Origin of the sequence: Streptosporangium heterodermiicola (assembly GCF_051390675.1) — a bacterium.
In the GTDB taxonomy this organism is placed as follows: Bacteria; Actinomycetota; Actinomycetes; order Streptosporangiales; family Streptosporangiaceae; genus Streptosporangium.
Genome location: NZ_JBPJSR010000010.1, coordinates 341,901 through 367,054 on the forward strand (window position 1 = coordinate 341,901; position 25,154 = coordinate 367,054).

Consider the following 25,154-nt stretch of genomic DNA (forward strand, 5'->3'; position numbering starts at 1 on the left):
CCACGACGTCCACGACGTCCACGAGGTTCAGGAGCCGTGGACGCCCTTGGAGATGTCCATCAGGCGGGCGAGGACGCCGCCGCCGGAGACGCGGACGCCGTCGTGCTGCCACTCGTTGGTCACCCAGGTCCGCACGTTGCCCACCGCCCGCGCGGTGCGCATGGACAGGCCCTCGTCGACGTACATATCGTCGTAGTAGACGGCGGCGACCACCGGGACCCGGTTGGCGGCCAGCCGGGCGGGATCGTAGAGGGCGGGCCAGCCGTCGGTCCCGGCGAGGATCTCGGCGGCGCCCTTGAAGGGACGGAGCGCGGCGATCTCGTCGAACATCCACGGGTAGATCATCTCCCCGGTGGGCAGCGTCGTCGCCGCGTCCTCGCGGAACTCCTCGGGCAGCAGCCGGTGCGCGGCCCAGCCGGTGGCGCCGCCCTGGGCGTAGATCGACTCGTGCAGGACCGCGTAGAGCGGGTTGCCGACGAAGCCGGTGGCCATCATGACCTCGTACAGGAACAGGTCGGAGAGCCTGTCGCCGGTCCAGGCCTCCTCCAGGACCCAGTGCAGGTATTCGGCGCCGTCGCTCATGCCCAGGCACATGCCGAGGGTCTGCAGGCGGCGTACGGTCAGCACGTCGCCGTCGGGGAGGAGGACCTCGTGGCGGCGCAGGTGGGCGGCGATCGCGTCCAGGCGGCCCGAGTCATGCGGGTAACGGGCGAAATAGCGGTCCACCTTGTCGCGGACGCGCGGGTAGGTGCGGGAGTAGACGTCGTCGGCGGTGGCGTCGAGCCCGGACAGGCCGCCGGTCACGTAGCAGGCCGCCAGCCCCTCGGGAGCCAGGGAGAGGTACGTCAGCGTGATGAAGCCGCCGTAGCTCTGGCCGAGGGTCTCCCACGGCCGGTCGCCGCAGAGCCCGCGCCTGATCAGCTCGGCGTCGGTCACGATCGAGTCGGCCCTGAAGTGCCCGAGGCGGGCGGCGAGCTCGGCGTCCGTGCCGCGCGCGGTCTTCGCGGTGATGGGGGTGCTGCGGCCGGTCCCCCGCTGGTCGAGCAGGAGGACCCGATGGGTCCTCAGCGCGTGCCCCAGCCACCCGTCGGCGGCGGCCGGACGCGGCGACCTACCCCCGGGACCGCCCTGCAGGAAGAGCAGCCACGGCAGGTCCTCCCCCCGCCGTGCCGGGTCCACCGCCTCGCGGGCGAAGACCTCGATCGTCTCGCCACCGGGGTCGGCGTGGTCGAGGGGGACGGTGAACACGTGGTCGGTGAGCGCCACACCGGGCAGAAGGACAGTCACCCACGGAAAGCTATCGGACCCGCGTGCCCGCTTCCGCCCCAGGTGGAGGCCGGCGACCGCGGACATGGAACCGTTCGCCGCGTCGGAGACGAGCGTGGTGACCGCGCGGTGGCGGGCATCGCCCGCCACCGCTGTGGCTATCCGCCGGATCTGCCCGGCCCCTGTGCTGCCGATGTTCCGGACATCAGCAGGGGCAAGGGGGTATCTCGGAGTTGCGCGGTGGTCCTGCAGATTCGTTCGTGAGCCGCGATCTTCTCGTTCAGCGCGCCGAGCGTCTTGCCTATCGAGCGCTGCACCGGCGACGGGGCGAGCACGACGGGAAGCGCACCCGGCGCTCTGGCGCTGATGTTGGGGATGGCCGTCCCCGTGCCGTTGCGGGCGAACCAGTTCTGGACCGATGGATGGCTCAGACAGTGACTGAGGTAAAGCGGATCGGCCCATGGGCCCGGGCGAAGCCTGATGATTCCCGTGCCGATCACCCACCCTTCCTGCTCCCCGGCTACCAGGGCGTGCTTGCCGATGCCGCCGGTGCGTACGCACACGACGTCTCCGGCCATGAGCCGGTAGGAAGGCAGCTTCGCGGCGGCCTCCTCAGCGATTCCGTCGGGGGTTCCCGTGAACCTGTCGTCAGCGATGTTCCTCGGCTTCATTACGGCGACAGGCCCGCCAGAGTCGGCCGGAGTGGAGGTTCCCACCTTCAGCTCGCAGATCTCCTCAAGCCTGACCTCGATCCAGCCGTCAGGCAGTTCCCCGATGAGTGATCTCACCATCCGAGCCTCCTCAGCTCATGCTCGGCTCTCGCGTCCGCCTCCGCCGCCCACGCATGTAGGCGGTCGAGTTTTCGCCGCAGGTCTTCGACCGCCTGTTCGCTGCCGGATACATCGGCCTGAGGCGGCATGACGTAGTTCCGGGGATTCGGGTTGTAGCCCTGCCCGCGGACGTTCCCAAGTGGTATCGACGTGGCCAGCGCGGAGTTCAGCTTCTCACCGCGCCGCCAACGGGCCACCACGCCGCCCATCTCCTGAATGTCGTCGGCACCGAGTTCCCGATGGGGACGGGTGACCATCCATCCCATATCCGAGGCGTCGACGAAAAGAATCTCCTCACGCGACCGGTCCGGAGGCGTGAGCAGCCAGATGGTGATGGGGATGGCCGTTGAGAGGAAAAGCTGTGGCGGTAACGCGATCACCCCTTCGACGCAGCCGCCCTCCACCATGCCCGCGCGAATCACCCGCTCTCGCCCGTTCTCGGAGAAGGTAGCGTTGGGCGCCATGACGACTGCCGCCCGCCCTCCCGGCACGAGCGGGCCCACCGCCTGCTGCAACCAGGCGAAGTTCGCGTTATGGGCGGGCGGTGCTCCATAGGGCCATGACCAGTCGTCGGGGTCGCCGGAGCACCAGTCACGCATGTTGAAGGGCGGGTTGGTGACGACATAGTTGAAACGCGACCGGGGATACCGATCCCAGAGCTCGTGAACCGGACGAGTAGCGAGTTCGGCGTCCACTCCGTGGAGCGTGAGATTCATCTCGGCCAATACGAGCGATCGTCCGTCGAACGTGTCACCGTGTACCGATGAAAACGAATGCCGTATGTGGAACCGATCGGTTCTCCCACCATGAGCGCGTTGCTCGCGATCATGCGGCGATCGAGCCACGCGCCGACAGCCGACGCCTCAAAAAGCTCCTCGTCCCCGATCGACACGGGCGACGGGAAGTCGCGGTGGCGGCGTTCCCAATTGGTCACGGCCGGACGCCGCACCTCTGCCAGGCGTGCGATGTCGGATCGGGACACGTAGCCGTCAGGCCTGTCCGTCACCATGATCTCCCTTCGGCCTCCGGGCGAGGGTCTCAGGTACCCGGTCGAACCGTCGCAACCACGGCGCCACTTCGGGCTCCAGGTAACCGAGAAGGCGATAGATCTTGGCATGGTCGGCCGCCAGGTGCCGATGGTGGATGGGCTCGTGGTGCATGATCCTGTTGCGGAGCAGCACCATCGCCTGGAGGTTGTCGCGCAGCTCGCCGCGACGACCGGAATAGCGCGGGAAGGCCCTGTGCAACGCCGGCACCCAGAAGTGCCGGTCATAGGCCTGACTCAGGAGCGACACCCAGAAGCCGAACGACAGCTCGGTGAGCACGTCATCGGCCGTGCAAGAACCGCCACTCCTACGACGCAGATCGTCCTGGGCTTTGGCGATCTTGCGGGCGTCGTGCTTCCGCAGCGGCGCCACCTCCCACCAGTCGGCCCGGCCGTAACGGGAGCGGAGCTGGTCGTGCTCCGCGTTCCGCAGCCCTGTCTCCAGGCAGTGCAGAGGACCGCAGAAGGCCTCCGATACCTCGACGTTCCATCGGTACAGCCGCCAGGCCCGCGTGACATTCCGTCCGGAGACGTCGAGGTAGGGCGTGAAACGCGACGTGGAGAAAACCCGCTGGAACCATTCAGGCAGTTCGGAGGTCACGACCGCTCTCTCCGGGGGATCGGCTGTTGGGGACCGGCGGCGCCGGGTAGGGTGGACGTGTAAGCCCCGGGTCCGCCTCTGCTTCGCATGCCGCCCGGGGCACGGCTTTTCCTACGCCGACTCGGGCCACCGCATCCCCTGGGCGGGCTTCGCGTCCCGATGATCTCCCCGTCGCGAACGACGATATATCTGCGCCTGACGACGTGCGAGCGTAGTGCCATACAAAAACTGTTAACCCTCCGCCGCGGACTTCCGATGGAAGGGGTTGTCCCAGATCGCCCGCGACGGGGGCGACCAGCCCCGCGCCCGACAACACCCTGACCTCAAGGCGTGTCGCACGGTCGCGGTCGCCGGTCTTCCATGGATTGTGACGAGAGCGGCCTCCGGGAGTCGGCCCCACAGGTGTTCCAGAGCCTCTCCGACATGGATCGATACTGTCCGTAACCTGTGAAACGACTCGATAACACCACCTTGACGCAGACGGAGCTTTGCCTCTTAAATTTCAATATGAATTAAGCCTCGAAGTTGAGTGGTCACCACTCCCCGTGAGCGCTCACAAAGCGCGGGAGGGTGACTCGACGCACAGAGGACACCTGCTGGGCACCTGCCGGGCACCACCCCGGCGCCCCCCACCGACCGTCGTCCCGGCGCTGCTCGTCAGGCGACACATCCGCGTAACCACGCAAGGAGCGATCAAGGGATGACCCAGACCGACGACCGGACCGGCACCGGCCTGGCCCTGTTCCCGCCCGCTTTCCGCTGGGGGGTCGCCACCGCCGCCTACCAGATCGAGGGCGCCACCGCGGAGGACGGCCGTACTCCCTCCATCTGGGACACCTTCTCCAGGACGCCCGGCCGGGTGCACCTCGGGCAGAGCGGCGACGTCGCCTGTGACCACTACCACCGCTACGCCGAGGACGTCGCCCTCATGAGGGAGCTCGGCGTCAACACCTACCGGTTCTCCATCTCCTGGCCCCGGATCAAGCCCGACGGCACCGGGCCGGTGAACCCCCGCGGCCTCGACTTCTACGACCGGCTGGTGGACACCCTGCTGGCCGCCGGGATCGACCCCATGGCCACGCTGTACCACTGGGACCTGCCGCAGACCCTGGAGGACGGGGGCGGGTGGACCGTGCGGGACACCGCCCACCACTTCGCCGGGTACGCGGAGGCGGTGTACGACCGGCTCGGGGACCGGATCAGGACCTGGACCACCCTCAACGAGCCGTGGTGCTCGGCCTTCCTCGGGTACGGCACCGTCGACCAGGCTCCCGGCCGCGCCGAGCCTGCCTCGGCCTTCCTCGCCGCGCACCACCTGCTGCTCGGCCACGGCCTGGCGGCCCGCGCCCTGCGCGCGGCGGGCGCCAGGGAGGTCTCGGTCACGGTCAACCTCACCCCGGTGTCCCCCCGCGACCCGCAGGACCGGCACGACGTCGCGGCGGCGAGGCTCGTCGACGGCCTGCACAACCGGATCTTCCTCGACCCGATCGTGTACGGGCGCTACCCGGCCGACATGCTGGAGCACACGGCCCGCTTCACCGGCCTGGACCACATCCTCGACGGCGACGAGGAGCTCATCGGCGCCCCGATCGACTTCCTCGGGGTCAACTACTACGCGCCGACCAACGTCGCGGCGAAGGTCGGCACCCCCTCCTCGGACCGCTTCCCAGGCACCGAGGGCGTCGAGCACCCCGAGCCCGACCTGCCGGTGACCGCCATGGGCTGGCCCGTCGAGGCGGACGGCCTGCGCAGGCTCCTCGTACGGCTGGCGCGGGACTACCCGTCCACCCCACTGATGATCACCGAGAACGGCGCCGCCTACCACGACTCCGCCGAGGACGGCAGGGTGGCCGACGCCGAGCGCGTCGAGTACCTGCGCACCCACCTGCTCGCCGCCCACCAGGCGATCCAGGAGGGAGTCGACCTGCGCGGCTACCTGGCCTGGTCGCTGATGGACAACTTCGAGTGGGCGTACGGCTACGACAAGCGGTTCGGGCTGGTCCACGTCGACTACGACACCCAGACGCGCATCCCCAAGGACAGCGCCCTCTGGTACAGCGGGGTCATCGGCAGGAACGGGATCTGACCCGGGAATCCCGGACCTGATCTGACACGGACGCGCCCCCGCCCCGGGAAGGGGACGGGGGCGCCTCCGTGTCCGTCACCTCGTGAAGCCGGTCGGTGCCCGTCAGGCCGTACGGTCTCACGTCAGGTCGTAAGACCGGCCATCGCCGAGGGGCGGCCCCGCAGGGGCGCCCCTCCGCGTGTCACGCGGTGATCGCCAGCAGTTCCGGGTCCACCGGGTGGCGCAGCGGCCGGCCCGCCAGCGCCAGGAGCACCTCGTCCACCGCGTACGCCCCCAGCCTGGCCAGCTCGTTGCCCAGCGCCCCCGCGACGTGCGGGGTGAGGATGACGTTGGGCAGGTCCCACAGCACCGAGTCCGCGGGGACGACCTCGGGCTCGGTCACGTCGAGCACCGCCGACAGCCTGCCGGTGGCCAGCTCGGCGACGAGCGCCCCCTGGTCCACCAGGGAGCCCCTGGCGGTGTTGATGAGCGTCGCGCCGTCGCGCATCGCGGCCAGGCGGGCCGCGCTGACCATCCCCCGCGTGTCGTCGGTGGCCGGGGCGTGCAGGGAGACGATGTCGGCGGCGGCGAACAGCTCGTCGACCCCGACCAGGCGGGCACCGAGCGCCCCCGCGCCCCGGTCGTCCAGGTACGGATCGGCGATCAGCACGTCCAGGTCGAAGGGGGCGAGCAGCTCCGCGACCCTCCTGCCGATCCTGGAGGCCCCGACCAGGCCGACGGTCCTGCCGTAGTTGCCGTAGTCGCCGTAGTCGCGGTGGCCGTCGCGCCCCTGGTAGAGGCGCAGGTCCACCTTCCTGGTCCGGTACTCGTGGGCGAGCGCGAGGACGGACTTGCCGGTGAGCAGGATCATCGCCACGGTGTACTCGGCGACCGGCAGGGCGTTCGCCGAGGCGGCCGAGCTCACCGCGATCCCCCGGGCGAACACGGCCTGGCCGACGTGGCCCTTGACGCTCCCCGCCGCGTGCACGACGGCCCGCAGGCGCGGCGCGTGCCGCAGCACGGGCTCGTCGATGAGCGGGCAGCCCCAGCCGGTGACCAGGACCTCCGCCCGTTCCAGGCGCGCCCGCGCCTCGTCGGTCCCGAAATCGGTGAGCGGCGCCGCCAGGTCGGTCTCGGCGGCAGCGCGGAGGCGGTCGCCGAGGCCGGAGGGGAACAGGCGGGCGGGCAGCCCCGGGTACATCGCCAGCACCACCGACGGCGGACCGGCGCTCACCGGCCGGCCCAGATCAGGCCCCGCCGGGTGAGCTCGTACACGGTGGGGTGCCGCAGGTCCTCCATCCGGTGGCCGACGGCGGAGAAGAAGACCTTCCCCCTCCCCCACCGGCGGGTCCAGACGACGGGCATCGGGGTCTCCGGGGAGACGAACCGGGTGGTGGCGAGGACCTCGTTGTGGGCGTCGGTGAGCATCCAGTACTGCTCGGTCTCGACGGTGAAGTCCTCCAGCCCCGCGACGATCGGGTGGTCCGCGTGCGCGGGGTCGATGACGACGTCGTACGTAAGAAAATCCTCGGGGTGGTGCAGGAAGAGCCCGCCGACCATCCGCAGATAGTCGTGGCTGCCGTCGAAGGTCGCCACCAGGCCGCCGTGCCAGCCCGCGAAGCCGGTGCCCGCGCGGACCGCGGCCACCAGCCCCGACTCCTGCTCCGGTGTCAGGACGCCGCCCGTCCAGCACTGCACGACCAGGTCGGTCCCGGCCAGCAGCGGCCCGTCGGCGTAGACCTCCAGGTCGTCGGCGACGGTCACCTCGAAGCCCGCCGCGGCCAGCTCGGGGACGAACAGCTCGGTCGCCTCGACGGGGACGTGCCCCTCCCAGCCGCCTCGGACGACCAGCGCCCTCCTCATCGGCGGCCGGCCGGGTCGCTCGCCCAGTCGGGCAGGGTGAGCGGGGTGCGCTGGACCCCGATCCACTGGCGCCTGGTGAAGCCCGGCATCTGGTTCTCCGCCCCGTGACGGGCGTGCGCGTCGTTGACGTGGACCTCGCCCGCCCGCAGCCGCTCGGCCACGTCCATGCCGCGCATCAGGTCGGCGGTGAACACCGAGTCCATCATCATCGGGTGCCGGTTGGCCAGCTCGACGGCCTCGTCCTCGGAGTCGACCACCGTCACCGGGATGACCGGCCCGAAGATCTCCTCGGTGAACGCGGGCATGTCCGGGGTCACGTCGGCCAGCACGGTGGGACGGTAGAACAGCCCGTCGTAGGTGCCGCCGGTGACCAGCCGGGCGCCCTTCGCGACCGAGGGCGCGACGATCCGCTCGTGCAGCCGGTCCCGCTGGCCCTCGCTGATCAGCGGGCCCAGGTCGGTGTCCGGCGACATCGGGTCGCCCAGGCGCAGCGCCTCCACCCGCCTGGTCACGGCCTCCAGGTAGCGGTCGGCGACCTCGCGGACGACGATGTGCCGGCTGGAGCTGATGCACGTCTGCCCCTGGAACTCCAGCGAGGCGATCATGGCGTGGGAGGCGGCCAGCTCGACGTCGGCGTCCTCCAGGACGATGAAGGCGTTGTCGCCGCCCAGCTCCAGGCGGATCGAGCGCAGGTCGGTGGCGGCGGAGGCCGCGATGGCCAGGCCGACCTCGCGGGAGCCGGTGAAGTCCAGCAGGTCCAGCCCCCGGTGGTCGGCCAGCGCCCAGCCGGCCTCGGGACCGTCCCCGGTGACCACGTTGAACACCCCGGCGGGCAGCCCGGCGGCCTCGGCGGCCTCGGCCAGCACGTGGCCGCCGACCAGCGGGGTCAGCTCGGCGGGCTTGAGCACGATGGTGTTGCCGAACGCCAGGCCGGGCGCGACCATCCGCATGGCGAGGTTCATCGGGTAGTTCCACGGCGTGATGACGCCGATCACGCCCAGCGGCACCGCGCGCGACAGCGAGAGCTTGCCCGCCTTGTACGGGGGCAGGATGTCCCCGGCGTTCTCGGTCGCCTGGACCGAGGAGATGAGGAGCTGGCGGATGCTCGTGCCCACCTCGTCCTCGGCCTTGGCCCGTACGCCGCCCGTCTCACGGATGCTCAGCTCGACCAGCTCTTCGTAGCGGCCCTGGAGATGCTCGGCGAGGCCCCGCAGGTATCCGGCCCGCTCGGGTGCCGAGAGGGCGGCCCAGGCGGGCTGCGCGGCACGGGCCGCGGCGACGGCCCGGTCGACGTCGGCGGGACCTCCCAGCGCGTACGTGCCGATCCGCGCGCCGGTCGCCTTCTCGTGTACGGGGGCGGTGCCTCCCGAGACGGCGTCCTGGAATGTCCCGTCGATGTACAACCTGCCCACAGCCATCCCCTACTTCATTATTACTCTTAGTACATAATGCAAAATAAGTGCTGAACAGAGGCGGCGTCAACAGTCCCGGAGGGCGCCGTGAAGGCGGTCGCGGCGCCTCGTCCCCGAGGTCAGGCGGGCGCGGCACCGCCCGGACCCGGGGCCGGATGAGCGGGTCCGGCCTCCGGACGGGTTCGGGTTCGGGTGAGCGCGAGGTCGAGCGGACGCGGGGGCGGGCGGCCACGCGTCCGGGCGAGCGCGGGGACGGACGGCCACGGGGGCGGGTGGCCGCGGGATCAGGCGGGCGCGTGTCCGGCCGGTGCCGGGGCCGGGGGCGCGACGCGGCCCGCGGGGCGCACCGCGTGGCTGCGCAGCAGGAAGTCCTCGACGACCAGGGTGGCCGCGCCCAGGGCGACCGCCTCGGCGCCGAGCCTGCCCAGCTCGATCGACGCCTGCGAGAAGGGCAGCGGCAGGGCGTACCGGGCGGCGGCGGCGCGGATCTCGGGTAGGAACCTGCGCCCGAGGAGGGACCCGGCCCAGCCACCGAGGATGACGCGCTCGGGGTTGAAGAGGTTGATCAGGTTGGCCAGCCCGGCCCCCAGGCAACGGACGGCCTCGTCGAGGGCGGGCCGCGCCAGCGGGTCGGCGAGGAGTTCGGCGAAGACGCGCTCCTCGTCGTCACCCCCCAGGTCCCTTCCCGCGCCGGCCAGGATCGCCTCGGCGCCGATGTAGGCCTCCAGGCAGCCCTGGCCGCCGCAGCGGCAGGGGCGCCCGTCGAGGACGATCTTCGTGTGGCCCCACTCGCCCGCGCCGCTCGCCGTTCCCCGGTAGGTGACGCCGCTGTTGATGATGCTCGCCCCGGCACCCGTGCCGATGAAGGTCATGACCAGGTGCTGGGCGCCCTTGCCCGCGCCGAACCAGAGCTCGGCCTGGCCCGTCGTCTTGACGCCGTTGTCGGCGAAGACCGGGAGTGAGGTGCCCTCGCGGATGAGCGCGCCCAGGGGTACGCCGTCCCAGCCGAACGCGCGGGCGTGGATGAGCAGGTCGGAGCCCTGCTCGGCGACACCGGGGACGCCGAGGCCCATGCCGAGCACCTCGGACTCCGTGGCCCCGGCGTCGGACAGGACCGCCTCAAGGCCGTCGAGGACGTGCCGGGCCACCACTGCGGGCTCGTGGTGGCTGGGGTCGAGGGCGAACTCCTTCCTCGCCCGCTCCTCCATCGCCAGGTCGTAGAGCTCCACGCGGACACGCGTCTCCCCGATGCCCACCCCGACCACGTATCCGTACGAGGGATCGACCTTGAGCATGATCCGCGGTCGCCCGCCGTCGGAGTCGACGGAGCCGGTCTCCACCACGATGCCGTCCGTGATGAGGTCGCCGATCACGTTGCTGACCGTGGCGGCGCTGAGCCCGGTCAGCTGGGCCAGATCGTGCCTGCTCAGCTCTCCGGCGAAGTACAGCGTCCACAGGACCACGGATCGGTTGCCCTTGCGCACGTCACGAAGGGTCCCCCGCTGCGGACGGCTCATGCTTCTCCCCGGGGAAGTAATTTCAGATGTTAGTACAACTACTCTAGTCACTGCCGGACCTGGCTTTTCTGCCGTGCTCCCCCCGCGCGGGGAACGGTCCGCCCGTGTCGCGCGTGAGGAGAGTTTCCCAGGTCGCGCCACGCGTCGCCACGTCCGGCGGCACCGCGGGACCGCCGGGGAGAGACCCCCGCTCTCCTGGGCCTGGACGGCTCCGGTTGTTAGGCTCGGCCACCAAGCAAGTGCTCACTTTAAGACACGAGGACGGGCGATGGCGGCAGACGGCGGGACCAGGGGCGGGGCGGACACGTACGGGCACTGCGACCCACGGTTCTCGCGGGTACGGGAGGTGTTCGACGCGCACTTCGCCGAGGGCGAGGAGCTGGGCGCGTCGTTCGCGGTCTTCCTGGACGGCGAGCCGGTCGTGGAGCTGTGGGGCGGGGCCGCCGACCGCCGCAGCGGGCGGGCCTGGGAGCGCGACACCCCCGTGCTGGCGTACTCGTGCACCAAGGCGGTGACCGCGACGGCCGCGCAGCTGCTCGCCGAGCGCGGCCTGCTCGACGTCACCGCCCCGGTCGCGGACGTCTGGCCGGAGTTCGCGCGGCGCGGCAAGGAGCGCGTCACCGTCGAACACCTCCTCACCCACCAGGTGGGACTGCCCGCGATCGAGGAACCGGTCCCGGTCGAGGAGTTCGAGGACCAGGCCGCCATCGCGGACCGGCTGGCCGGGCAGGAGCCGATCTGGGAGCCGGGCACCGCGCACGGCTACCACGCGCTGACGTACGGCTTCCTGGTCGGCGAGGTGATCCGCAGGGTGTCGGGCAAGTCCGTGAGCGAGATCGTGGCCGCCGAGATCTCCGGCCCCCTCGGCCTGGAGCTCTGGGTCGGCGCCCCGGACGACGTGGCGGCGCGGGCGGCCCGGCTGTCCGCCGGGGAACGCCCTGCGGAACCCACGGCACCCACGGCACCCACTGCACCCACTGCACTCACTGCACCCACTGCACCCGCGCCGGTGGCGGAACTGCCGGGACGGGGGCCGGGCGACCCGGTCTACGAGATGGCCAGGGCCTCTCTCGACAGGGACAGCCTGTTGAACCGGGCGCTGGGCAACCCCCCGATCCACAGGCTGCGGGGCGGCGCCAACCACCCGGTCGTCCTGCGCGCGGGCTGGCCCGCGATGGGCGCCGTCACCACCGCGCGGGGTCTGGCGGGCTTCTACCGCGACCTGGTGGCCGGGCGGATCCTGCGCCCGGAGACCCTGCGCGACGCGACGCGCAGGAGGGTGAACGGCCCGGACAGGGTGCTGTTCGTCGACAGCTCCTTCGGCCTGGGCTACATGCGCCCGGCGATGACCTTCCTCACCCCGGCGAGGGGCGCGGAGACCGCGTTCGGCCACACCGGCATGGGCGGGTCGCTGGGCCTCGGCGACGTCGAACACGGGCTGGGCCTGGCGTACACGATGAACAGGATGGCGGGCGCCGCCTCGGGGAACCTCCGCGCCTACCGCCTGGCCGAGGCCGTCTACGGGTCACTCCCCTGACCGGCCGGCACCCGGCACGGTCGGCTACCGAGCATGATTCCAACGTCACCCTGCGCAAAAGTTGACCAATCGTGACAACCAACCGCATGGGTGAGACCGTCGAACAAGTCGAGGGCACTCGGAAGGGGACGGGATGGTTCCGGGATACCGCGAGATTCGGGAACTCGGCGTCGGCGGGGGCGGGCGGGTGGTGCTTGCCACGTACGCCCCCACCGGCGCCTACGTGGCCATCAAATACCTCAACTCGGCCCTCAGGGACGATCACCGCTTCCTGGCGCGCTTCCGCGCGGAGGCGCGCGTCATGGTGGAGCTGCGGGACCCGAACGTGGTCCAGCTCTACGAGTACTACGAGGACGTGCTCGAAGCCGCGATCGTGATGGAGTTGGTCGACGGGGTCGCGCTCAGGCGGATCCTGTCCGAGCACGGCGGCACGAGCCCGGAGGCGGCGCTGACCGTGCTCAAGGGCTCGCTGCTCGGCCTGGCCTTCGCGCACGACGCCGGTGTCGTGCACCGCGACTACAAGCCGGAGAACGTGCTGATCCAGGCCGACGGCGGCAGCAAGCTGGCCGATTTCGGCATCGCCGCCCACGTCGGGGAGACCGGTACGACCGCCGGCACCCCGGCGTACATGGCCCCCGAGCAGTGGGAGGGCGCGCCGGCGAGCGCGGCGACCGACGTCTACGCGGCCACGTGCGTGTTCTTCGAGTGCCTCACCGGGCGCAGGCCCTACCTGGCCGACCACCGCCTCGTGCTCATGCACCGTCACCGGCACGAGGCGATCCCGGTGGAGGAGGTGCCCGGCTCGGTACGCGGGCTCGTCATGCGGGGCCTGGCCAAGAACCCGGCGGACCGGCCGCGGAGCGCGCGGGCGTTCCTGGAGGAGCTGGAGACGGCGGCACTGGCGGCGTACGGGCCGGAGTGGGAGCAGCGCGGGCGGCGGCACCTGGCCGAGCTCGCCACGCTGCTGGCACTGGCGTTCCCGCTGGCCAAGCCCGCGCCGAAGGCCGCCTCCTCGGTCGCCCAGACGGTGCTCGGCCGGGTGGGGCGGGTGCGCCGCCCCCGGCTGGGCCCCAGGACCCTGGCCGGGCTGGGGGTGATCACCGTCGCGATGACCGCCGGGGTGATCGCGGCCAACCGGCCGCAGGACCGGCTCTCCGCAGACACGATCTTCACCCCGCCGCCCAGCTCCGCGATGATCGAGGAAACCCCCGAGCAACGGCGGCGGAGCCAGGTGTCCGCGCCTCCCGGCCCCTCCGCCGGGCCGGGCCGCCCCTCGGGGAGCGCCGCCGCCAGGAAGCCCGGTTCCTCCTCGAACGGCACGAATCCCGGCCAGGTCACCTCGCCTCCCTCCCCGATCCCCACGCGGACACCGGTTCCCTCACCCACCTCGCCCACCTCACCGCCCGTGCCTTCCTCGTCCCCCTCCCTTCCCTCCCCTCCCTTGCCGACCGGCACGCAGCCGCCTCCGTCGCCCACCCGCACGGCCACCCGGTCACCGGCACCGGAGCCCACGGGGACGGGCGCGCCGGGGTCCGCGCACGCGGTCAGCGGCCTGAGGGTCGTGGGAATCGACGCGCACGGGACCACGGTCGACTTCCGCGCCTCCACCGCGGGCAACGTCGCGGTGACCGTCACCTTCGCCGAGGGACCCGACCGCGACCGGCTCGTCCGGGCGGCCCCGCGCACCTCCGTGATCGGCGGGCTGAGGACCTACTCCCACACCGTCCCGCACACCTTCACCGTCCCGGCCTGCGGGCAGACCCTCTATCGCAGGGTCACGGTCTCCACCTCGCCCCGCGCCTCGGGCGGTACGGTCAGCCGCACGGAGAGGGTACGCGGCGAGGTGTGCGCGCCGCCCGAGGTCTCGATCACCTCCTTCGACGGCACCACGGTCGGCTTCCGGGTGAAGGCCCCGAGCGCCTCGGCGGTGACCGTGCGGCTCGGGTTCGCGCAGCGGATCGGGGACACCCGCGAGGTGCTGTCCGGGGGTACGCGGGAGCTGGAGCTGTCCGGCGACACCGAGTACGAGCGGGAGGTGACCGGGGAGTTCGCCGATCCGCCCCGGTGCGGGGGGTACGTCACCCGGCTGGTGGCGATCACCACCGTGCCCGAGGGCGACACGCCCTCCCGGACCGCCCGGATCGACCTGCCCACCTGCGCCCCCGACCCGGGCACGAACCCCGACTCGACCCCGGAGACGGGCCCGGACGCGGGCCCGGCCCCGGACACGAGCACGGACCCGGGTCCGCGGGAGCCTCGGGACTCGGAGAGCCCCTCACGGAACGACCCGGCCCTGCTGGACATCGATCTGGACATCGACCTGCGCGGCCTCCTGGACGGCCTCCTGTGAGGTGATCGAGCCCGCACCGGCGCGGTGACCGCGAGGCCGGCACATAGTGTGGACTGTGCCGGTTGGATCTGGATATAAAGCGATCCACATGCCAAAACCGGCGTAAGGCGCTGATGAATGCCGGTGGATGCTGATGGATGAGGTGGCGTCGGCCACCCCGAGGCGGTGGCAGGCGACGGACCTGCCCCCCGAGGTGACCAGTTTCGTGGGGCGTCGGCACGAGATGGCCGAGGTCAAGCGCCTGCTGTCCGGGACACGCGTGGTGACCCTCACCGGCCCCGGCGGGGTCGGCAAGACCCGGCTTGCCCTGCGCGTCGCCGCCGACGTCCAGCGGGCCTTTCCCGACGGGGTGTGGCTCGTCGAGCTCGCCGGGCTGGAGAACCCGGAGCTGCTCGCCGGATCGGTGAACGAGGCCCTGGAGATCAGGGACGTCTCCCACCGGCCTCCCGTGGAGGTGCTCATCGACCACCTGCGGGAGAAGCGGGCCCTGCTGATCCTCGACAACTGCGAGCATCTCCTGCGAGCCTGCGCCGTACTGGCGGGAACCCTCGTCCGCTCGGCCCCCTCCCTGCGGATCCTCGCCACCAGCCGGCAGGCGCTGGGCATCTCCGGCGAGCAGACGCTGGTCGTGCCCACCCTGCCGCTGCCGCCGCCGGGCCTCGCCGGTCCCGGCAGCGGCAGGCCGTTCGCGGAGCCGTCGGCACAGTCGGAGTCGGTACGCCTGTTCGTCGAACGGGCCACCGCCGTCCTGCCGGACTTCACGCTCACCGAGGCCAACCGATCAGCGGTGGAACGGATCTGCCGGCGGCTGGACGGCATCCCGCTCGCGATCGAGCTGGCGGTCGTACGGCTGCGCGCCCTCTCCCCCGAGGAGCTGCTGGCCCGGCTGGACAACCGGTTCCGGCTGCTCACCGGTGGTTCACCCGTGACGCTGCCCCGCCAGCAGACGCTGCGCGCGCTGATCGACTGGAGCCACGCCCTGTGCACCGAGAAGGAGAAGCTGCTGTGGGCGCGTATCTCCGTGTTCGTCGACGGCCTGGACCTCGACGCGGCCGAGGCGGTCTGCTCGGGGGACGGCATCGACCGCGAGGAGGTGGTCGACCTGGTGATCGGGCTGGTGGGCAAGTCGATCCTGATCCGGGAGGATCCCCCCTCCGAGTCCACCGCGACCCGCTACCGGCTGCTGGAGACGATCAGGCAGTACGGCAGGGAGAGACTCGTGGCCTCGGGGCAGGAGGGCGCCCTGCAGCGGCTGCACCGCGACCACTACCGGCGGCTGGCTGCGGAGGCGTACGCGGAACGGTTCGGTCCGCGCCAGGTGTCCTGGCTGGGCAGGCTGAAGCTCGACCACGCCAACCTGCGCACCGCGCTGGAGTACTGCTTCGGCGAGTCCGGGGAGACCTCCACAGCCCTGGGCATGGCCACCGACCTGCTCTACCACTGGATCACGAGCCACTACCTCAGGGAGGGGCGCCGCTGGCTGGACCTGAGCCTCCGCTGCGGGGGCGGCGCCGACGAGATCCGGGGGCGCGCGCTGTGGTCCGACAGCTGGCTGGCCGTCATCCAGGCCGACGTCGTCTCCGCGGCGACGATGCTGGAGGAGGCCAGGAAGCTCGGCGAGCGCCCCGGGCACGAGCCGGTCCTGGCCTACGTCGCGCTCTACTCGGGGATGATCGCCATGTTCCGGGGAGACGTCGATCTCGCGATCGGCCTGTACGAGGAGGCGGTGGCGCGCCACCGCGCCGACGACGACCCGGCGGGCCAGGCGCTGGCGCTCGTCCGGCTCTGCCTCGCCCACTCCTTCCGGGGCGACTGGCCGAGCTCCGTCGCCGCCGGGGAGGAGTGCATCGCGCTGTGCGACGCCCACGAGGAGGGGTGGCACCGGGCGTACGCGATGATGGCGCTCGGCGTCGGGGTCTGGTGCCAGGGTGACGCCCCGCGCGCCGCGGAGCTGGAGAAGGAGAGCCTGAGGTTCAACCGCTCACTCGACGATCTTCTGGGCCTCGGCGTCAACCTGGAGGTGCTGGCCTGGATCGCCGCCGCGGACGGGGACCACCAGCGGGCGGCCAGATTGCTGGGGGTGCTGGAAACGGTCTGGCAGGTGATCGGGGCGCCGCTGTCCGGTTTCGGGCACCTGACGCGCTACCACGACGAGTGCGAGGAGCGCACGCGCGAGGCTCTCGGGAAGCAGGCCTTCGACACCATGGTCAGGCAGGGCGCGAAGATGCGGTGCGACGAGGCCTTCGCCTTCGCCCTTGAGGAGAAGGCGCCCTCGGGTGAGTCCTCCGGTGAGGCCGGGGAGCCGTCGCCGCTGACCCGCAGGGAGACGGAGATCGCCAAGCTCATCGCCCAGGGACTGAGCAACAAGGAGATCGCGGCCTCGCTGACGATCGCCCAGCGCACCGCGGAAGGTCACGTCGAGCACATCATGACCAAGCTCGGCTTCCACTCGCGGGCCCAGATCGCCGTCTGGACCGGCGAACGCATCCGGAACACGGACGGGGACCGTACGCCCGACACCTGACGGGCAGGACGGGGACGACGGAAACGGCGGGGACGGCGGGGACGGCGGAAACGGCGGGGACGGCGGAAACGGCGGGGACGGCTTACAGGGGAGGACGCCGGAGCCGACGAGTGCGATGATCCCGTCGGCTCCGGCGTCCGGCCGGACCCGGGTCGGGGGACTCGGCTCCGGCCTCCGGAGATGGTCTGTGTGCCCGGCCCTCGGAGAAACCGGGCGGCGGGTCCCGGGGCGGCCCCCGGCCCTCCGGGCGGCGCGTGCGGCCGTTCTCGCGCGGCCGGCTTCCGGCGGGTGCGGCCGGCCCGGTGGCCGGCCGTCGCGGAGGCGGCGTGTCGATCGACCTCGCGGTCAAGCCTCAGGCGATCAGGCTCGGGCGGTCCCAGGCTTCAGATGGCCAGGCTTCGGGTGGTCAAGCCTAGAGCGGTCAGGCTGCGGGCGGTCAGGCCTCGGCGGCGTTCGCGGTGGTGAGCTCGAACCAGACGGCCTTGCCGTCGGTGGTACGGGCACTGCCCCAGCAGCAGGACAGGAGTTCGAGCAGGTGCAGCCCTCGTCCCCGCTCCTCGTCGTCGCGTGCCCGGCACGCGCGGGGCAGGAGGGAGTCCGGGTCCGCGTCCTCGACCTCGCAGCGCAGCAGGCCGTCCTGGAAGGAGAGGGCGAACCTGATGGCTCCTCGCGAGTGGCGCAGCGCGTTGGTGACCAGCTCGCTGACGAGCAGTTCGGCGACCGTGCTGTGCTCGTGCAGTCCCCAGTCCGCCAGGCAGGCGCGGGTCAGGTGGCGTGCCTGGGGCACGGATGCCGACTCGGGTGCGAAGGAGCACGACGTCTCCTGGCCGTACGGCGCCGCGAGAAGAGCGTTCATGAGCGTTCACCTACGTGGTCGGCGGTTACCTCGTTCAAGAGTGGCGCGCACGTGTGTCCGCCGCCGGAGGCCGTCCGCCGACGCGGAGCCATCGGCCCGCGTGGCGTGTTCGGTCCCGATCCGGTGGTGGGCACACGCGGCGGGATCATGCCGCCTGCCCCAGGGAGACGCGGTGCAGAGGCATACCGTGGACGGGAGTGCTGCGGCCGTCGGGCAGGAGCGCTCCGGTGTCGTCGAAGACCACCACACCGTTGCAGAGCAGGCCCCACCCCTGCTCGGGGTGGAAGGCCACGAGGGACGCGGCTTCGTGATCGGGGGCGCTTGCGAGAGGGCAGCGCGGCTGGTGCTGGCACATGGCTCGTACCTTTTAACCTTCACTGGTTGCTGTTGAGCCTTTCCTGGTGTGACCAGCATCTCCCAGCCGCCATACGTGCATAGCGGGATAAATACCCATATGTCTACCCATTTCGCCGAAAGGTAAAGAAACCGGGCGCCGACGCAAAGAACGATCGGCAAGATCGAACGGGGCGGATACGGCGCTCCCGGCCCCGGTCGCGGCGATCTGGTAGATCCTTTTCCCGGGCGTTTTACCATCGGAGATCATCCGCACACCTCCCCGACCTCGGCTTTTGTCCGCAAATACGACACCGAGCGACTTGACGCGCCCTTTAGCATGTCGTGACCTATCCTTGGGGGCGGGTAACCTCCCTCGTCACGGAAGACAACCGGCCAGTGGTGCCGCCACACGCGTCCCTTCACACCCCCGACGGGCTCGCGTGAACGCGCCGTCGCTCAACCCCGTCTCCTGGCAGCCAGGTCGCGAGGCGGAGCGACCATGCCCGCGCGGCCGCCGGGGGTCCTCGGAAACCCTCAATGACACCTGAGATGCACAAGTTCATCGAGCTGCTGGAGAGCCAGCTCGGATACTCCGAGAAGAGTGGCGGCTACACCAAGTTCGGTGACTGGTACGGCAAGAACGTCGAGTTCGACGCCGACTACACCGCCGCCCCCTGGTGCGACATGTACCTGTCGTGGGCGGCCGAGAAGCTCGGCTACCAGGACTGGGTCGGCCAGTTCGCCTACACCGTCCACCACGCCCAGTGGTTCCGGCAGCAGGACGCCTGGGGCACCGTCCCCAAGCCGGGGGCCGTCGTCTTCTTCGACTGGAGCGGCTCGAACAGGATCGACCACATCGACCACGTCGGGATCGTCACCGGGGTCGAGGGGGGCAGGATCCACACGATCGAGGGCAACATCGACGGCGGGATCGCCAAGCGCAAGGAGCGCGACACCGGCAAGGTCGTCGGCTACGGCTATCCGGAGAAGATCAAGGCCCGGCTGGACCGGGAGTCCACCGAGAAGCAGACGATCGTCAAGCCCGCCGCGGCCGGGGACAACGCGGTGGTGATCGGCCCCGGAGCCGACCTGCTCGCCCTGCTCCCCGCCCCCGTACCCGCGCGGGAGACCCGGACGTCCACGGGCCCCGGCAAGGCCAAGCCCGCTCCCAGGCACTCCGCCGGGACGACGACCACCGGAGAAACCGGCAAGGACGGCAAGGCCGTCTCCGGGAACGACGGCAGGACCGCCTCCGGGCAGAACCCCGCCGCGAGCGCCCCGCGAGGCGACCGGGCGACCGCGGGCGCCCCCGCCGGCGCCCAGGCGCCGGCCTCCGCCGGTCGCACCTCCCCGGACAAGTCAGGCGAGCCGGGAAGGACGGACAAGCAGGGTAAGCAGGGCAAGCACGCCAAGGCCTCCACCGCCGACACCAGCGCCCTCGCCGTCACGCCCGCCGCCACCGTCCGCGACCTCGCCACGCCCGTCCCCGGCCTCGACAGCCCCGCCGTCCTCGCGCCGGTGCTGCTCGCCGCGGTCGCGATCCTCGCGCACGGCAAGGCCAGGCAGTCGAGGGTGTCGAGGGCGCGGCTCCTCGCGACCACCTCGGGTCACACCGCCCCGGCCCCCTCCCCCGCCTCCTCGTCCCGCGAAACCCCGGCCCCCTCCCCCTCCCCCTCCCCTCGCAGGACCCCGGGCCGCCGCCGCGCCCCCGGCCGTCGTCGCATGCCCAGGAACGCCCCCGCCGGCGCCCTCTCGTACGCACCGGCCCCGGCCCGCGCCCTCGGGAACACGTCCAGCTCGTACGCCCCCCTCTCGGCCGGCCCTCTCGGGAACGCGTCCATCCGCGACCTCCCGCACAGCCCCGCCCCGGCCGGCACCCTCGGGAACACGCCCGTCTCCAGCGACCTCGTGGAAACCCCCGCCCGGACCCACGGCCTCGGGCACATCCCCGCCCACGACCGCTCGTACGCCCCGGCCGACGTCCCCGAAAACGCCCCCGCCTCCCCAGACGTCACGGACGTGTTCACCGCCGGGGCCGGCTTCCCCGGCCTCGGAGACGCGCCCGTCCCGCCCCGGCGGTCCACGGCTCCCCGGGAGCCCGTTCCCGCGAGCACCGGGTTCCCCTCGGTCACGACCCCCGTCGCCCACGTCGAGGAGCCCCGCGTGCCGGACCGTGGCGACGACCGTCCCCGCGCCCCCTACCGGGGCAGGCGTCGCCTGCGCGAGCAGGCCGTGGTGGAGTCGTCGACCTGGGTGCGGAACGCCCCGCCACGCGGCCGCCGCCACCGCCGGGCCGACTCCGTGATCACCACCACCGTCCCGGCCACCCCGGCCACCCCGGCACGCCCTACTCGTCCCGCCCGCCTCGGGGCGCCCTCCCGCTTCGACGCGTCCGCCCGCCCGGTCGCCGGGCCGGGAACAGCCGTTCCGGTCTCGGCGGCCCGGACGGGACGGGGCGATCCCGCCCACCCGGCCGGCTCCGCCGCGTCACCCGCGTCACCCGCGTCACCCGCCGAGCCGGGCGACATCCTGGTCCACAGCGGCTACCGGGGACGCCGCCGGGCGGAGGCACTGGTCTAACGGCCTCTCCCACCCGGGGAGCGGAGCGATCTCCCCCACCCGGAGAACAGAGCGGCCCCCCGGCCGGGGAGCAGGCCCAACGGCCCCACCCGGCAGCCCGCCCAGCGCCGGTCGGCCCGCTCCCCCGCCCGGGACGCGGGCCGGACCGGTCCCACAGGGAAGAGCGTGCTCAGCGCTGCTCGGGCGGGCGTCCCATGGTCCGGCGCAGCTGCTCCAGCTCCGCCTCCAGCCCGGCGATCCGGGTGTTGGCCCCGGGGCCTCCGGGAGCACCCGGGCCCGGCTGGGCCTGCGGCGGGCCGTAGGGCGAGTACGGGCGGACCGCCCGGGTGTCCTCGGGCGCGGCCGGGAGCGGGTAGGGCGCCCGTTGCTGGTACCGCTGCGGCGCGCCGTACGGCTGTCCCTGCTGCCCGTGGTGCGGCTGGCCGTACTGACCGGCGTGCGCCGGGTAGCCGGGCTGCGCGCCGTACGGAGCGGGCGGGAACGGGGCCGGGCTCCTGGAACGGCGCCTGCCCCTGGCCACCGAGGCGATCGTGCCGATCACGAACAGGGCGACCAGGCCGCCGCCGCCCCACAGCAGCCACGGCAGGATCGGCGTGCCGCTCTCGTCCTTGCCCGCGGTGACGGCCTGCTGGGAGTCGCTGATGTACTTGGCGACGTACGGGTGGCTCGGCTGCAGCGCCTGCGTCTCCCGGAACTTGGGCAGCGCGTCGGAGTACCTGTTCTGGAAGAACAGGTCGAGCGCCTCGTTGTAGGCCTTCGTCGTCGACGACTCGGCCGGCTTGATGTTCTTCTCGTTCAGCTTCTCCTTGACGATGCTGACCGGCAGCACGAAGCTCTCACCCTCGGTGGAGCCGCCGTCCTGCTGGATCAGGCCGCCGACGAGGATGCCGATGACCCGGCCGTCCTTGCCGAACACCGGCCCGCCCGAGTTGCCCGGGTAGGAGGGCGCCTGGGTCTGGATGTACGGCACCCCCTCGGGGGTCTGGCGGGCGGCGTTGTAGGGGCCCTCGGTGAACGCCGGGTCGAGCTTGGACTCCAGGTTGAAGATCGAGGTCTGCGTCACCGTGCCGGGGAACCCGCTGATGTAGAGGGTGTCGCCGACGCGCACGTCGGAGTCCTCGCCCAGCGGCACGGTCGGCAGGTCGCTCTGCCCGTTGGCCTTGAGGATCGCGACGTCCTTGCCCGGGTAGACGGTGCCCTTGGCGACCAGCTCGATCGGCACCGTCTTGGTGGTCTTGTCGACACCGCCACCCGGCAGGCTCTGCAGCAGCGAGAGCGAGCTCTTGACGTTGCGGATCTTGATGTTGTCCGCGTTCCAGACCTGGAAGATCTTCGTCGCCGTCCTGAGGATCTCCTCGTCGGAGGCGATGTCGCCAAGGTCGGCGACCAGGTCGGCGGCGTCCTTCTCGTTGATCTTCGTGAGGGCCTGGGCCGCGAAGGTCTGCGCGAGCTCGGTCTCCTCCTGACCGACGCAGTGCGCCGCGGTGACCATGTAGCCGTCCGGCGTGACCCACCAGCCGGTGCACAGCCCGCCCGCCGTCGCCTCGACGACCCGCTCCCGGCCGCCGGGAGAGAAGTAGCGGCCCGGGTCCTTGGCCATCTGCTGGACGACCCAGCGGTAGATGCTGTTCTCGTCGGAGGAGATCTTGCCGCTCTGCACGGCGTCGACCCCCTGCTGGGTCAGGGTCCTGATCGCCTCCAGGTTCGCCTCGGGCGTCGGCACGGCCACGTCGGCCGTGTAGGACACCGAGGTCAGCTGGACCGCCGGATGCGTCCTGGCCGCCAGCCACGTCCCGACGGGGACGTCGACCTCCTTCGGCTTCGCCACCGCGGTGCCCGGCAGGGCCAGCGTGCTCGCCAGCACCAGGCCGGCGACGGCGCTGATTCTTCCCCACATCTTCGTACTCTCCCCAAACTCGCTTCCCGGGCGAGAGCATGGCGGAGGCTACTTGGGGAGGACTTGGAAGCGACTGGGACACCGACCGGCGTTCCCCGCGACGTACGCGGCCCGCCTTCCCCGCGGCCGGGCCAGGGGTGCAACCCCGGACAGGACCGGGGCCGGACGTCCGCTCCCCTCAGCCGCGGCCCGCGCCGACGAGTTCCCGGTGCGGCTGCTCCGGCCCCTCCGTCACCTCGTCCTCCTCGTGGCCCTCGACGGAGAGGTCGGGCAGGATGCGGTCCAGCCAGGCGGGGCACCACCAGTTGGCCCTGCCGAGCAGGGCCATGGTCGCCGGGACGAGCAGGCCCCGGATGATCGTGGCGTCCACCGCGATGGCCACCGCCAGGCCGACACCGAAGATCTTGACCATCGGATCGGGGTAGGCGACGAACGCGACGAAGACCGCGACCATGATCAGGGCGGCGGAGGTGATGACCCTGCCGGTCGACCCCAGGCCCTCGGCCACCGCCCTGCGGTTGTCCCCGTGCTTCAGGTACGCCTGCCGCACGGCGGTGAGCAGGAAGACCTCGTAGTCCATCGACAGGCCGAACAGGATCGCGAACAGCATCAGCGGGATGTAGCTGTCGATCGGCACCGTGAAGAACACCGTGCTCAGGTAGGAGCCGTCCGCGCTGACCGGCGTGTCCATGCCGACCAGGCTGCTGCCCAGTCCCAGGGAGAAGACCAGCGAGAGCGCGCCGAACGCGGCACCCAGGGAGACCAGGTTCATCAACGCGGCCTTGATCGCGACGACCGGCGAGCGGAACGCCAGGAGCAGCAGCAGCGCGCTCAGCAGGACCACGACGCCGACGACGAGGGGCGTGCGCCCGGAGATCCTGTCACCGGCGTCGGCCATGCCGGCGACCTGCCCGCCCACGTGCACCTGGGCTCCCTCGACGTCGAGCGCGCGCACCGCCCTGACCACGTCGAGCGCCCGGGGGTCACCGGGGGCGTACGCGGGGATCGCCTGCACCAGCGCCGCCGTGCCGCCCCTGTTGAGGACCGGGTCGCCGACGTGGACTACTCCCTCGACGTCCGCGACGCGGTCCTTCAGGGCGCTCAGCACGGCCGGGGCCGGCTCCCGGTCGACGACCCTGGTGTCCAGGTCCGCCACCACGACGAGCGGGCCGTTCATGCCGGGCCCGAACCCGGCCTGCAGGAGCTCGTAGGAGCGTCGCGTGTCGGTGCCGCGGTCGGCGTAGCCGTTGTCGAGCGTGCCCAGCTTGAGGGCGAGCGCGGGGGCGGCCAGCGCGGCCAGGATGGCGACGCTGAGCGCGAGCACGCTCCACGGCCGCCGGGCCACCCAGTTGCCCAGCGAGGCCCAGCCGGAGGAGCCGTGGCTGCCCTTCCGTCCCGTGAACGGCAGGCGCAGCGCGTTCACCCGGTGCCCGAGCAGGCCGAGCAGGGCGGGGACGAGCGTGACCGAGGTGACCACCGCGCAGACGACCGAGATGCCGGTGATCCAGCCGAGCGTCTGCAGCAGGGGGAAGCCCGCGAGCATGAGCGCGCTGAGCGCGATGATCACGGTGCCCCCGGCGAACACCACCGCGCCGCCGGAGCTGGCGGCCATCCGGCGGACCGCCTCGTGGACCGGCAGGCCGTCGGCGAGCAGCTTGCGGTACCTGCTGAGCAGGAAGAGCGCGTAGTCGATGCCGACACCGAGGCCGATCATCGTCGCCATGATCGACGCCTGCTTGGGCACGTCCACGATGTGCCCGAGCAGGCTCACCACGCCGAGCCCGGTCGCGATGCTGATCAGCGCGGTGAAGATCGGGATCATCGCGGCGACCAGGGTGCCGAACGCGAGCAGCAGCACCAGCAGCGCGCAGGCCACGCCGATGATCTCGCTCGTCCCGGTCTTGATCTCCTTGTCCGCCGGGCTGCCCGAGGACGCGGGGACCGCCTCGATGCCCGCCTCCCGCGCGGGCTCGGCCGCCTCGGAGAGGAGCTTGGTGGTCTCGGCCAGCTTGGCGGTGTCGTTGCCCTCCAGCTTGATCGCGATGATGCCGATCTCCAGGCTGGGTGCGAGACCGCCGACCTGGTAGGGAGACTTCGCCTCCTTCACGTGCGGCACGTCGCGGATCCGGTCCAGGGCGCGCTCCACCGCGCGCTTCCTGGCGTCGGTGATGAGGGGGCCGTCGGGCGAGTAGAGGACGATCTGGGCCGAGCTTCCGGCCCCGTACCCGGGACCGAAACCGTCCTTCATCAGGTCGACGGCCCGCTGGGCGTCGGTGCCGGGAATGCTGACGTCGTTGCTGACCGGGCCGGGGAAGAACACCGATCCCGCCGTGAGCAGCGCCGCCGCGATCACCCACAGAGCCAGCACGGCCCTGCCGTGCCGCGCGCACCAGCTTCCCAGCCGCCCCAGCAAACCAGACATCGGTGACCCCGCCCCGCTTTAGTATCAAACGTCCTGAAAAGGCGTACTGTACG

18 protein-coding genes are annotated in these 25,154 nt (G+C 71.8%); 5 read left to right on the forward strand and 13 right to left on the reverse strand.

Annotated elements, in window-relative coordinates:
• Window positions 1-27: 27 nt before the first annotated feature.
• The 5 genes from ACSC1Q_RS23380 to ACSC1Q_RS23400 form a co-directional block, all read right to left on the reverse strand.
• Entirely contained in the window at window positions 28-1,287 is a 1,260-nt protein-coding gene (locus ACSC1Q_RS23380; RefSeq protein WP_436760830.1) for an alpha/beta fold hydrolase, read from the reverse strand.
• Between the two features lie 137 nt (window positions 1,288-1,424).
• The gene (locus tag ACSC1Q_RS23385; RefSeq protein WP_436760831.1) at window positions 1,425-2,057 is read right to left on the reverse strand and encodes a restriction endonuclease subunit S; all 633 of its coding nucleotides are present in this window, start codon (window positions 2,055-2,057) and stop codon (window positions 1,425-1,427) included.
• Complete coding sequence (locus ACSC1Q_RS23390; protein ID WP_436760832.1) at window positions 2,051-2,812, reverse strand: N-6 DNA methylase; 762 nt, start codon at window positions 2,810-2,812, stop codon at window positions 2,051-2,053. Before ACSC1Q_RS23390 ends, ACSC1Q_RS23385 begins: the two co-directional genes overlap by 7 nt.
• Window positions 2,809-3,105 (reverse strand): hypothetical protein, encoded by a 297-nt coding sequence (locus ACSC1Q_RS23395; protein ID WP_436760833.1) that lies wholly within the window; start codon window positions 3,103-3,105, stop codon window positions 2,809-2,811. Before ACSC1Q_RS23395 ends, ACSC1Q_RS23390 begins: the two co-directional genes overlap by 4 nt.
• Window positions 3,086-3,742 carry a hypothetical protein gene (locus ACSC1Q_RS23400; RefSeq protein WP_436760834.1) on the reverse strand — a complete coding sequence of 219 codons (657 nt, stop codon included), beginning with the start codon at window positions 3,740-3,742 and terminating at the stop codon, window positions 3,086-3,088. Before ACSC1Q_RS23400 ends, ACSC1Q_RS23395 begins: the two co-directional genes overlap by 20 nt.
• A 700-nt stretch (window positions 3,743-4,442) precedes the next feature.
• On the opposite strand from ACSC1Q_RS23400, the gene ACSC1Q_RS23405 reads away from it, so the two are divergent.
• Complete coding sequence (locus tag ACSC1Q_RS23405; protein WP_436760835.1) at window positions 4,443-5,828, forward strand: GH1 family beta-glucosidase; 1,386 nt, start codon at window positions 4,443-4,445, stop codon at window positions 5,826-5,828.
• Between the two features lie 181 nt (window positions 5,829-6,009).
• On the opposite strand, the gene ACSC1Q_RS23410 is transcribed toward ACSC1Q_RS23405, so the two are convergent.
• From ACSC1Q_RS23410 to ACSC1Q_RS23425, 4 genes are all read right to left on the reverse strand, one after another.
• Window positions 6,010-7,041, reverse strand: coding sequence for a hydroxyacid dehydrogenase (locus ACSC1Q_RS23410; RefSeq protein ID WP_436760836.1), 1,032 nt, complete (start codon window positions 7,039-7,041; stop codon window positions 6,010-6,012).
• Window positions 7,038-7,670 (reverse strand): ThuA domain-containing protein, encoded by a 633-nt coding sequence (locus ACSC1Q_RS23415; RefSeq protein WP_436760837.1) that lies wholly within the window; start codon window positions 7,668-7,670, stop codon window positions 7,038-7,040. The genes ACSC1Q_RS23410 and ACSC1Q_RS23415 overlap by 4 nt, the downstream gene beginning before the upstream one ends.
• The gene (locus tag ACSC1Q_RS23420; RefSeq protein ID WP_436760838.1) at window positions 7,667-9,082 is read right to left on the reverse strand and encodes an aldehyde dehydrogenase family protein; all 1,416 of its coding nucleotides are present in this window, start codon (window positions 9,080-9,082) and stop codon (window positions 7,667-7,669) included. Before ACSC1Q_RS23420 ends, ACSC1Q_RS23415 begins: the two co-directional genes overlap by 4 nt.
• 284 nt (window positions 9,083-9,366) lie before the next feature.
• A complete protein-coding gene (locus ACSC1Q_RS23425; RefSeq protein ID WP_436760839.1) occupies window positions 9,367-10,599 on the reverse strand; it encodes an ROK family transcriptional regulator in 1,233 nt (410 codons plus the stop codon).
• 268 nt (window positions 10,600-10,867) lie between these two features.
• On the opposite strand from ACSC1Q_RS23425, the gene ACSC1Q_RS23430 reads away from it, so the two are divergent.
• The 3 genes from ACSC1Q_RS23430 to ACSC1Q_RS23440 all read left to right on the forward strand — a co-directional run bounded on the left by ACSC1Q_RS23430 (window position 10,868) and on the right by ACSC1Q_RS23440 (window position 17,010).
• The gene (locus ACSC1Q_RS23430; RefSeq protein ID WP_436760840.1) at window positions 10,868-12,136 is read left to right on the forward strand and encodes a serine hydrolase domain-containing protein; all 1,269 of its coding nucleotides are present in this window, start codon (window positions 10,868-10,870) and stop codon (window positions 12,134-12,136) included.
• A gap of 133 nt (window positions 12,137-12,269) precedes the next feature.
• Window positions 12,270-14,486 (forward strand): serine/threonine-protein kinase, encoded by a 2,217-nt coding sequence (locus ACSC1Q_RS23435; protein ID WP_436760841.1) that lies wholly within the window; start codon window positions 12,270-12,272, stop codon window positions 14,484-14,486.
• A 133-nt stretch (window positions 14,487-14,619) separates the two neighbouring features.
• Window positions 14,620-17,010 carry an ATP-binding protein gene (locus ACSC1Q_RS23440; RefSeq protein WP_436760842.1) on the forward strand — a complete coding sequence of 797 codons (2,391 nt, stop codon included), beginning with the start codon at window positions 14,620-14,622 and terminating at the stop codon, window positions 17,008-17,010.
• Between the two features lie 436 nt (window positions 17,011-17,446).
• On the opposite strand, the gene ACSC1Q_RS23445 is transcribed toward ACSC1Q_RS23440, so the two are convergent.
• Window positions 17,447-17,866, reverse strand: coding sequence for an ATP-binding protein (locus ACSC1Q_RS23445; protein ID WP_436760843.1), 420 nt, complete (start codon window positions 17,864-17,866; stop codon window positions 17,447-17,449).
• A 145-nt stretch (window positions 17,867-18,011) separates the two neighbouring features.
• On the reverse strand, window positions 18,012-18,221 hold the full coding sequence (locus ACSC1Q_RS23450; protein WP_389912735.1) for a DUF5999 family protein: 210 nt from the start codon (window positions 18,219-18,221) through the stop codon (window positions 18,012-18,014).
• 530 nt (window positions 18,222-18,751) lie between these two features.
• Here ACSC1Q_RS23450 and ACSC1Q_RS23455 point away from each other — a divergent pair.
• Entirely contained in the window at window positions 18,752-20,782 is a 2,031-nt protein-coding gene (locus ACSC1Q_RS23455; protein ID WP_436760844.1) for a CHAP domain-containing protein, read from the forward strand.
• 169 nt (window positions 20,783-20,951) lie between these two features.
• Here the strand turns inward: ACSC1Q_RS23455 and ACSC1Q_RS23460 are convergent, their stop codons facing one another.
• Window positions 20,952-22,679: a trypsin-like peptidase domain-containing protein gene (locus ACSC1Q_RS23460; protein ID WP_436760845.1), complete on the reverse strand. Its 1,728-nt coding sequence runs from the start codon at window positions 22,677-22,679 to the stop codon at window positions 20,952-20,954.
• Between the two features lie 178 nt (window positions 22,680-22,857).
• Window positions 22,858-25,101: an MMPL family transporter gene (locus ACSC1Q_RS23465; protein WP_436760846.1), complete on the reverse strand. Its 2,244-nt coding sequence runs from the start codon at window positions 25,099-25,101 to the stop codon at window positions 22,858-22,860.
• Window positions 25,102-25,154: the final 53 nt, after the last annotated feature.

Excerpts from the sequence above, each read along its gene's own strand:
- ACSC1Q_RS23440 (WP_436760842.1), top strand. The coding sequence starts at position 14,620 with ATGGATGAGGTGGCGTCGGCCACCCCGAGGCGGTGGCAGGCGACGGAC.
- ACSC1Q_RS23465 (WP_436760846.1), bottom strand. The coding sequence starts at position 25,101 with ATGTCTGGTTTGCTGGGGCGGCTGGGAAGCTGGTGCGCGCGGCACGGC.
- ACSC1Q_RS23435 (WP_436760841.1), top strand. The coding sequence starts at position 12,270 with ATGGTTCCGGGATACCGCGAGATTCGGGAACTCGGCGTCGGCGGGGGC.
- ACSC1Q_RS23430 (WP_436760840.1), top strand. The coding sequence starts at position 10,868 with ATGGCGGCAGACGGCGGGACCAGGGGCGGGGCGGACACGTACGGGCAC.
- ACSC1Q_RS23455 (WP_436760844.1), top strand. The coding sequence starts at position 18,752 with ATGCACAAGTTCATCGAGCTGCTGGAGAGCCAGCTCGGATACTCCGAG.
- ACSC1Q_RS23395 (WP_436760833.1), bottom strand. The coding sequence starts at position 3,105 with ATGGTGACGGACAGGCCTGACGGCTACGTGTCCCGATCCGACATCGCA.
- ACSC1Q_RS23405 (WP_436760835.1), top strand. The coding sequence starts at position 4,443 with ATGACCCAGACCGACGACCGGACCGGCACCGGCCTGGCCCTGTTCCCG.
- ACSC1Q_RS23385 (WP_436760831.1), bottom strand. The coding sequence starts at position 2,057 with ATGGTGAGATCACTCATCGGGGAACTGCCTGACGGCTGGATCGAGGTC.
- ACSC1Q_RS23425 (WP_436760839.1), bottom strand. The coding sequence starts at position 10,599 with ATGAGCCGTCCGCAGCGGGGGACCCTTCGTGACGTGCGCAAGGGCAAC.
- ACSC1Q_RS23460 (WP_436760845.1), bottom strand. The coding sequence starts at position 22,679 with ATGTGGGGAAGAATCAGCGCCGTCGCCGGCCTGGTGCTGGCGAGCACG.
- ACSC1Q_RS23450 (WP_389912735.1), bottom strand. The coding sequence starts at position 18,221 with ATGTGCCAGCACCAGCCGCGCTGCCCTCTCGCAAGCGCCCCCGATCAC.
- ACSC1Q_RS23390 (WP_436760832.1), bottom strand. The coding sequence starts at position 2,812 with ATGAATCTCACGCTCCACGGAGTGGACGCCGAACTCGCTACTCGTCCG.
- ACSC1Q_RS23415 (WP_436760837.1), bottom strand. The coding sequence starts at position 7,670 with ATGAGGAGGGCGCTGGTCGTCCGAGGCGGCTGGGAGGGGCACGTCCCC.
- ACSC1Q_RS23445 (WP_436760843.1), bottom strand. The coding sequence starts at position 17,866 with ATGAACGCTCTTCTCGCGGCGCCGTACGGCCAGGAGACGTCGTGCTCC.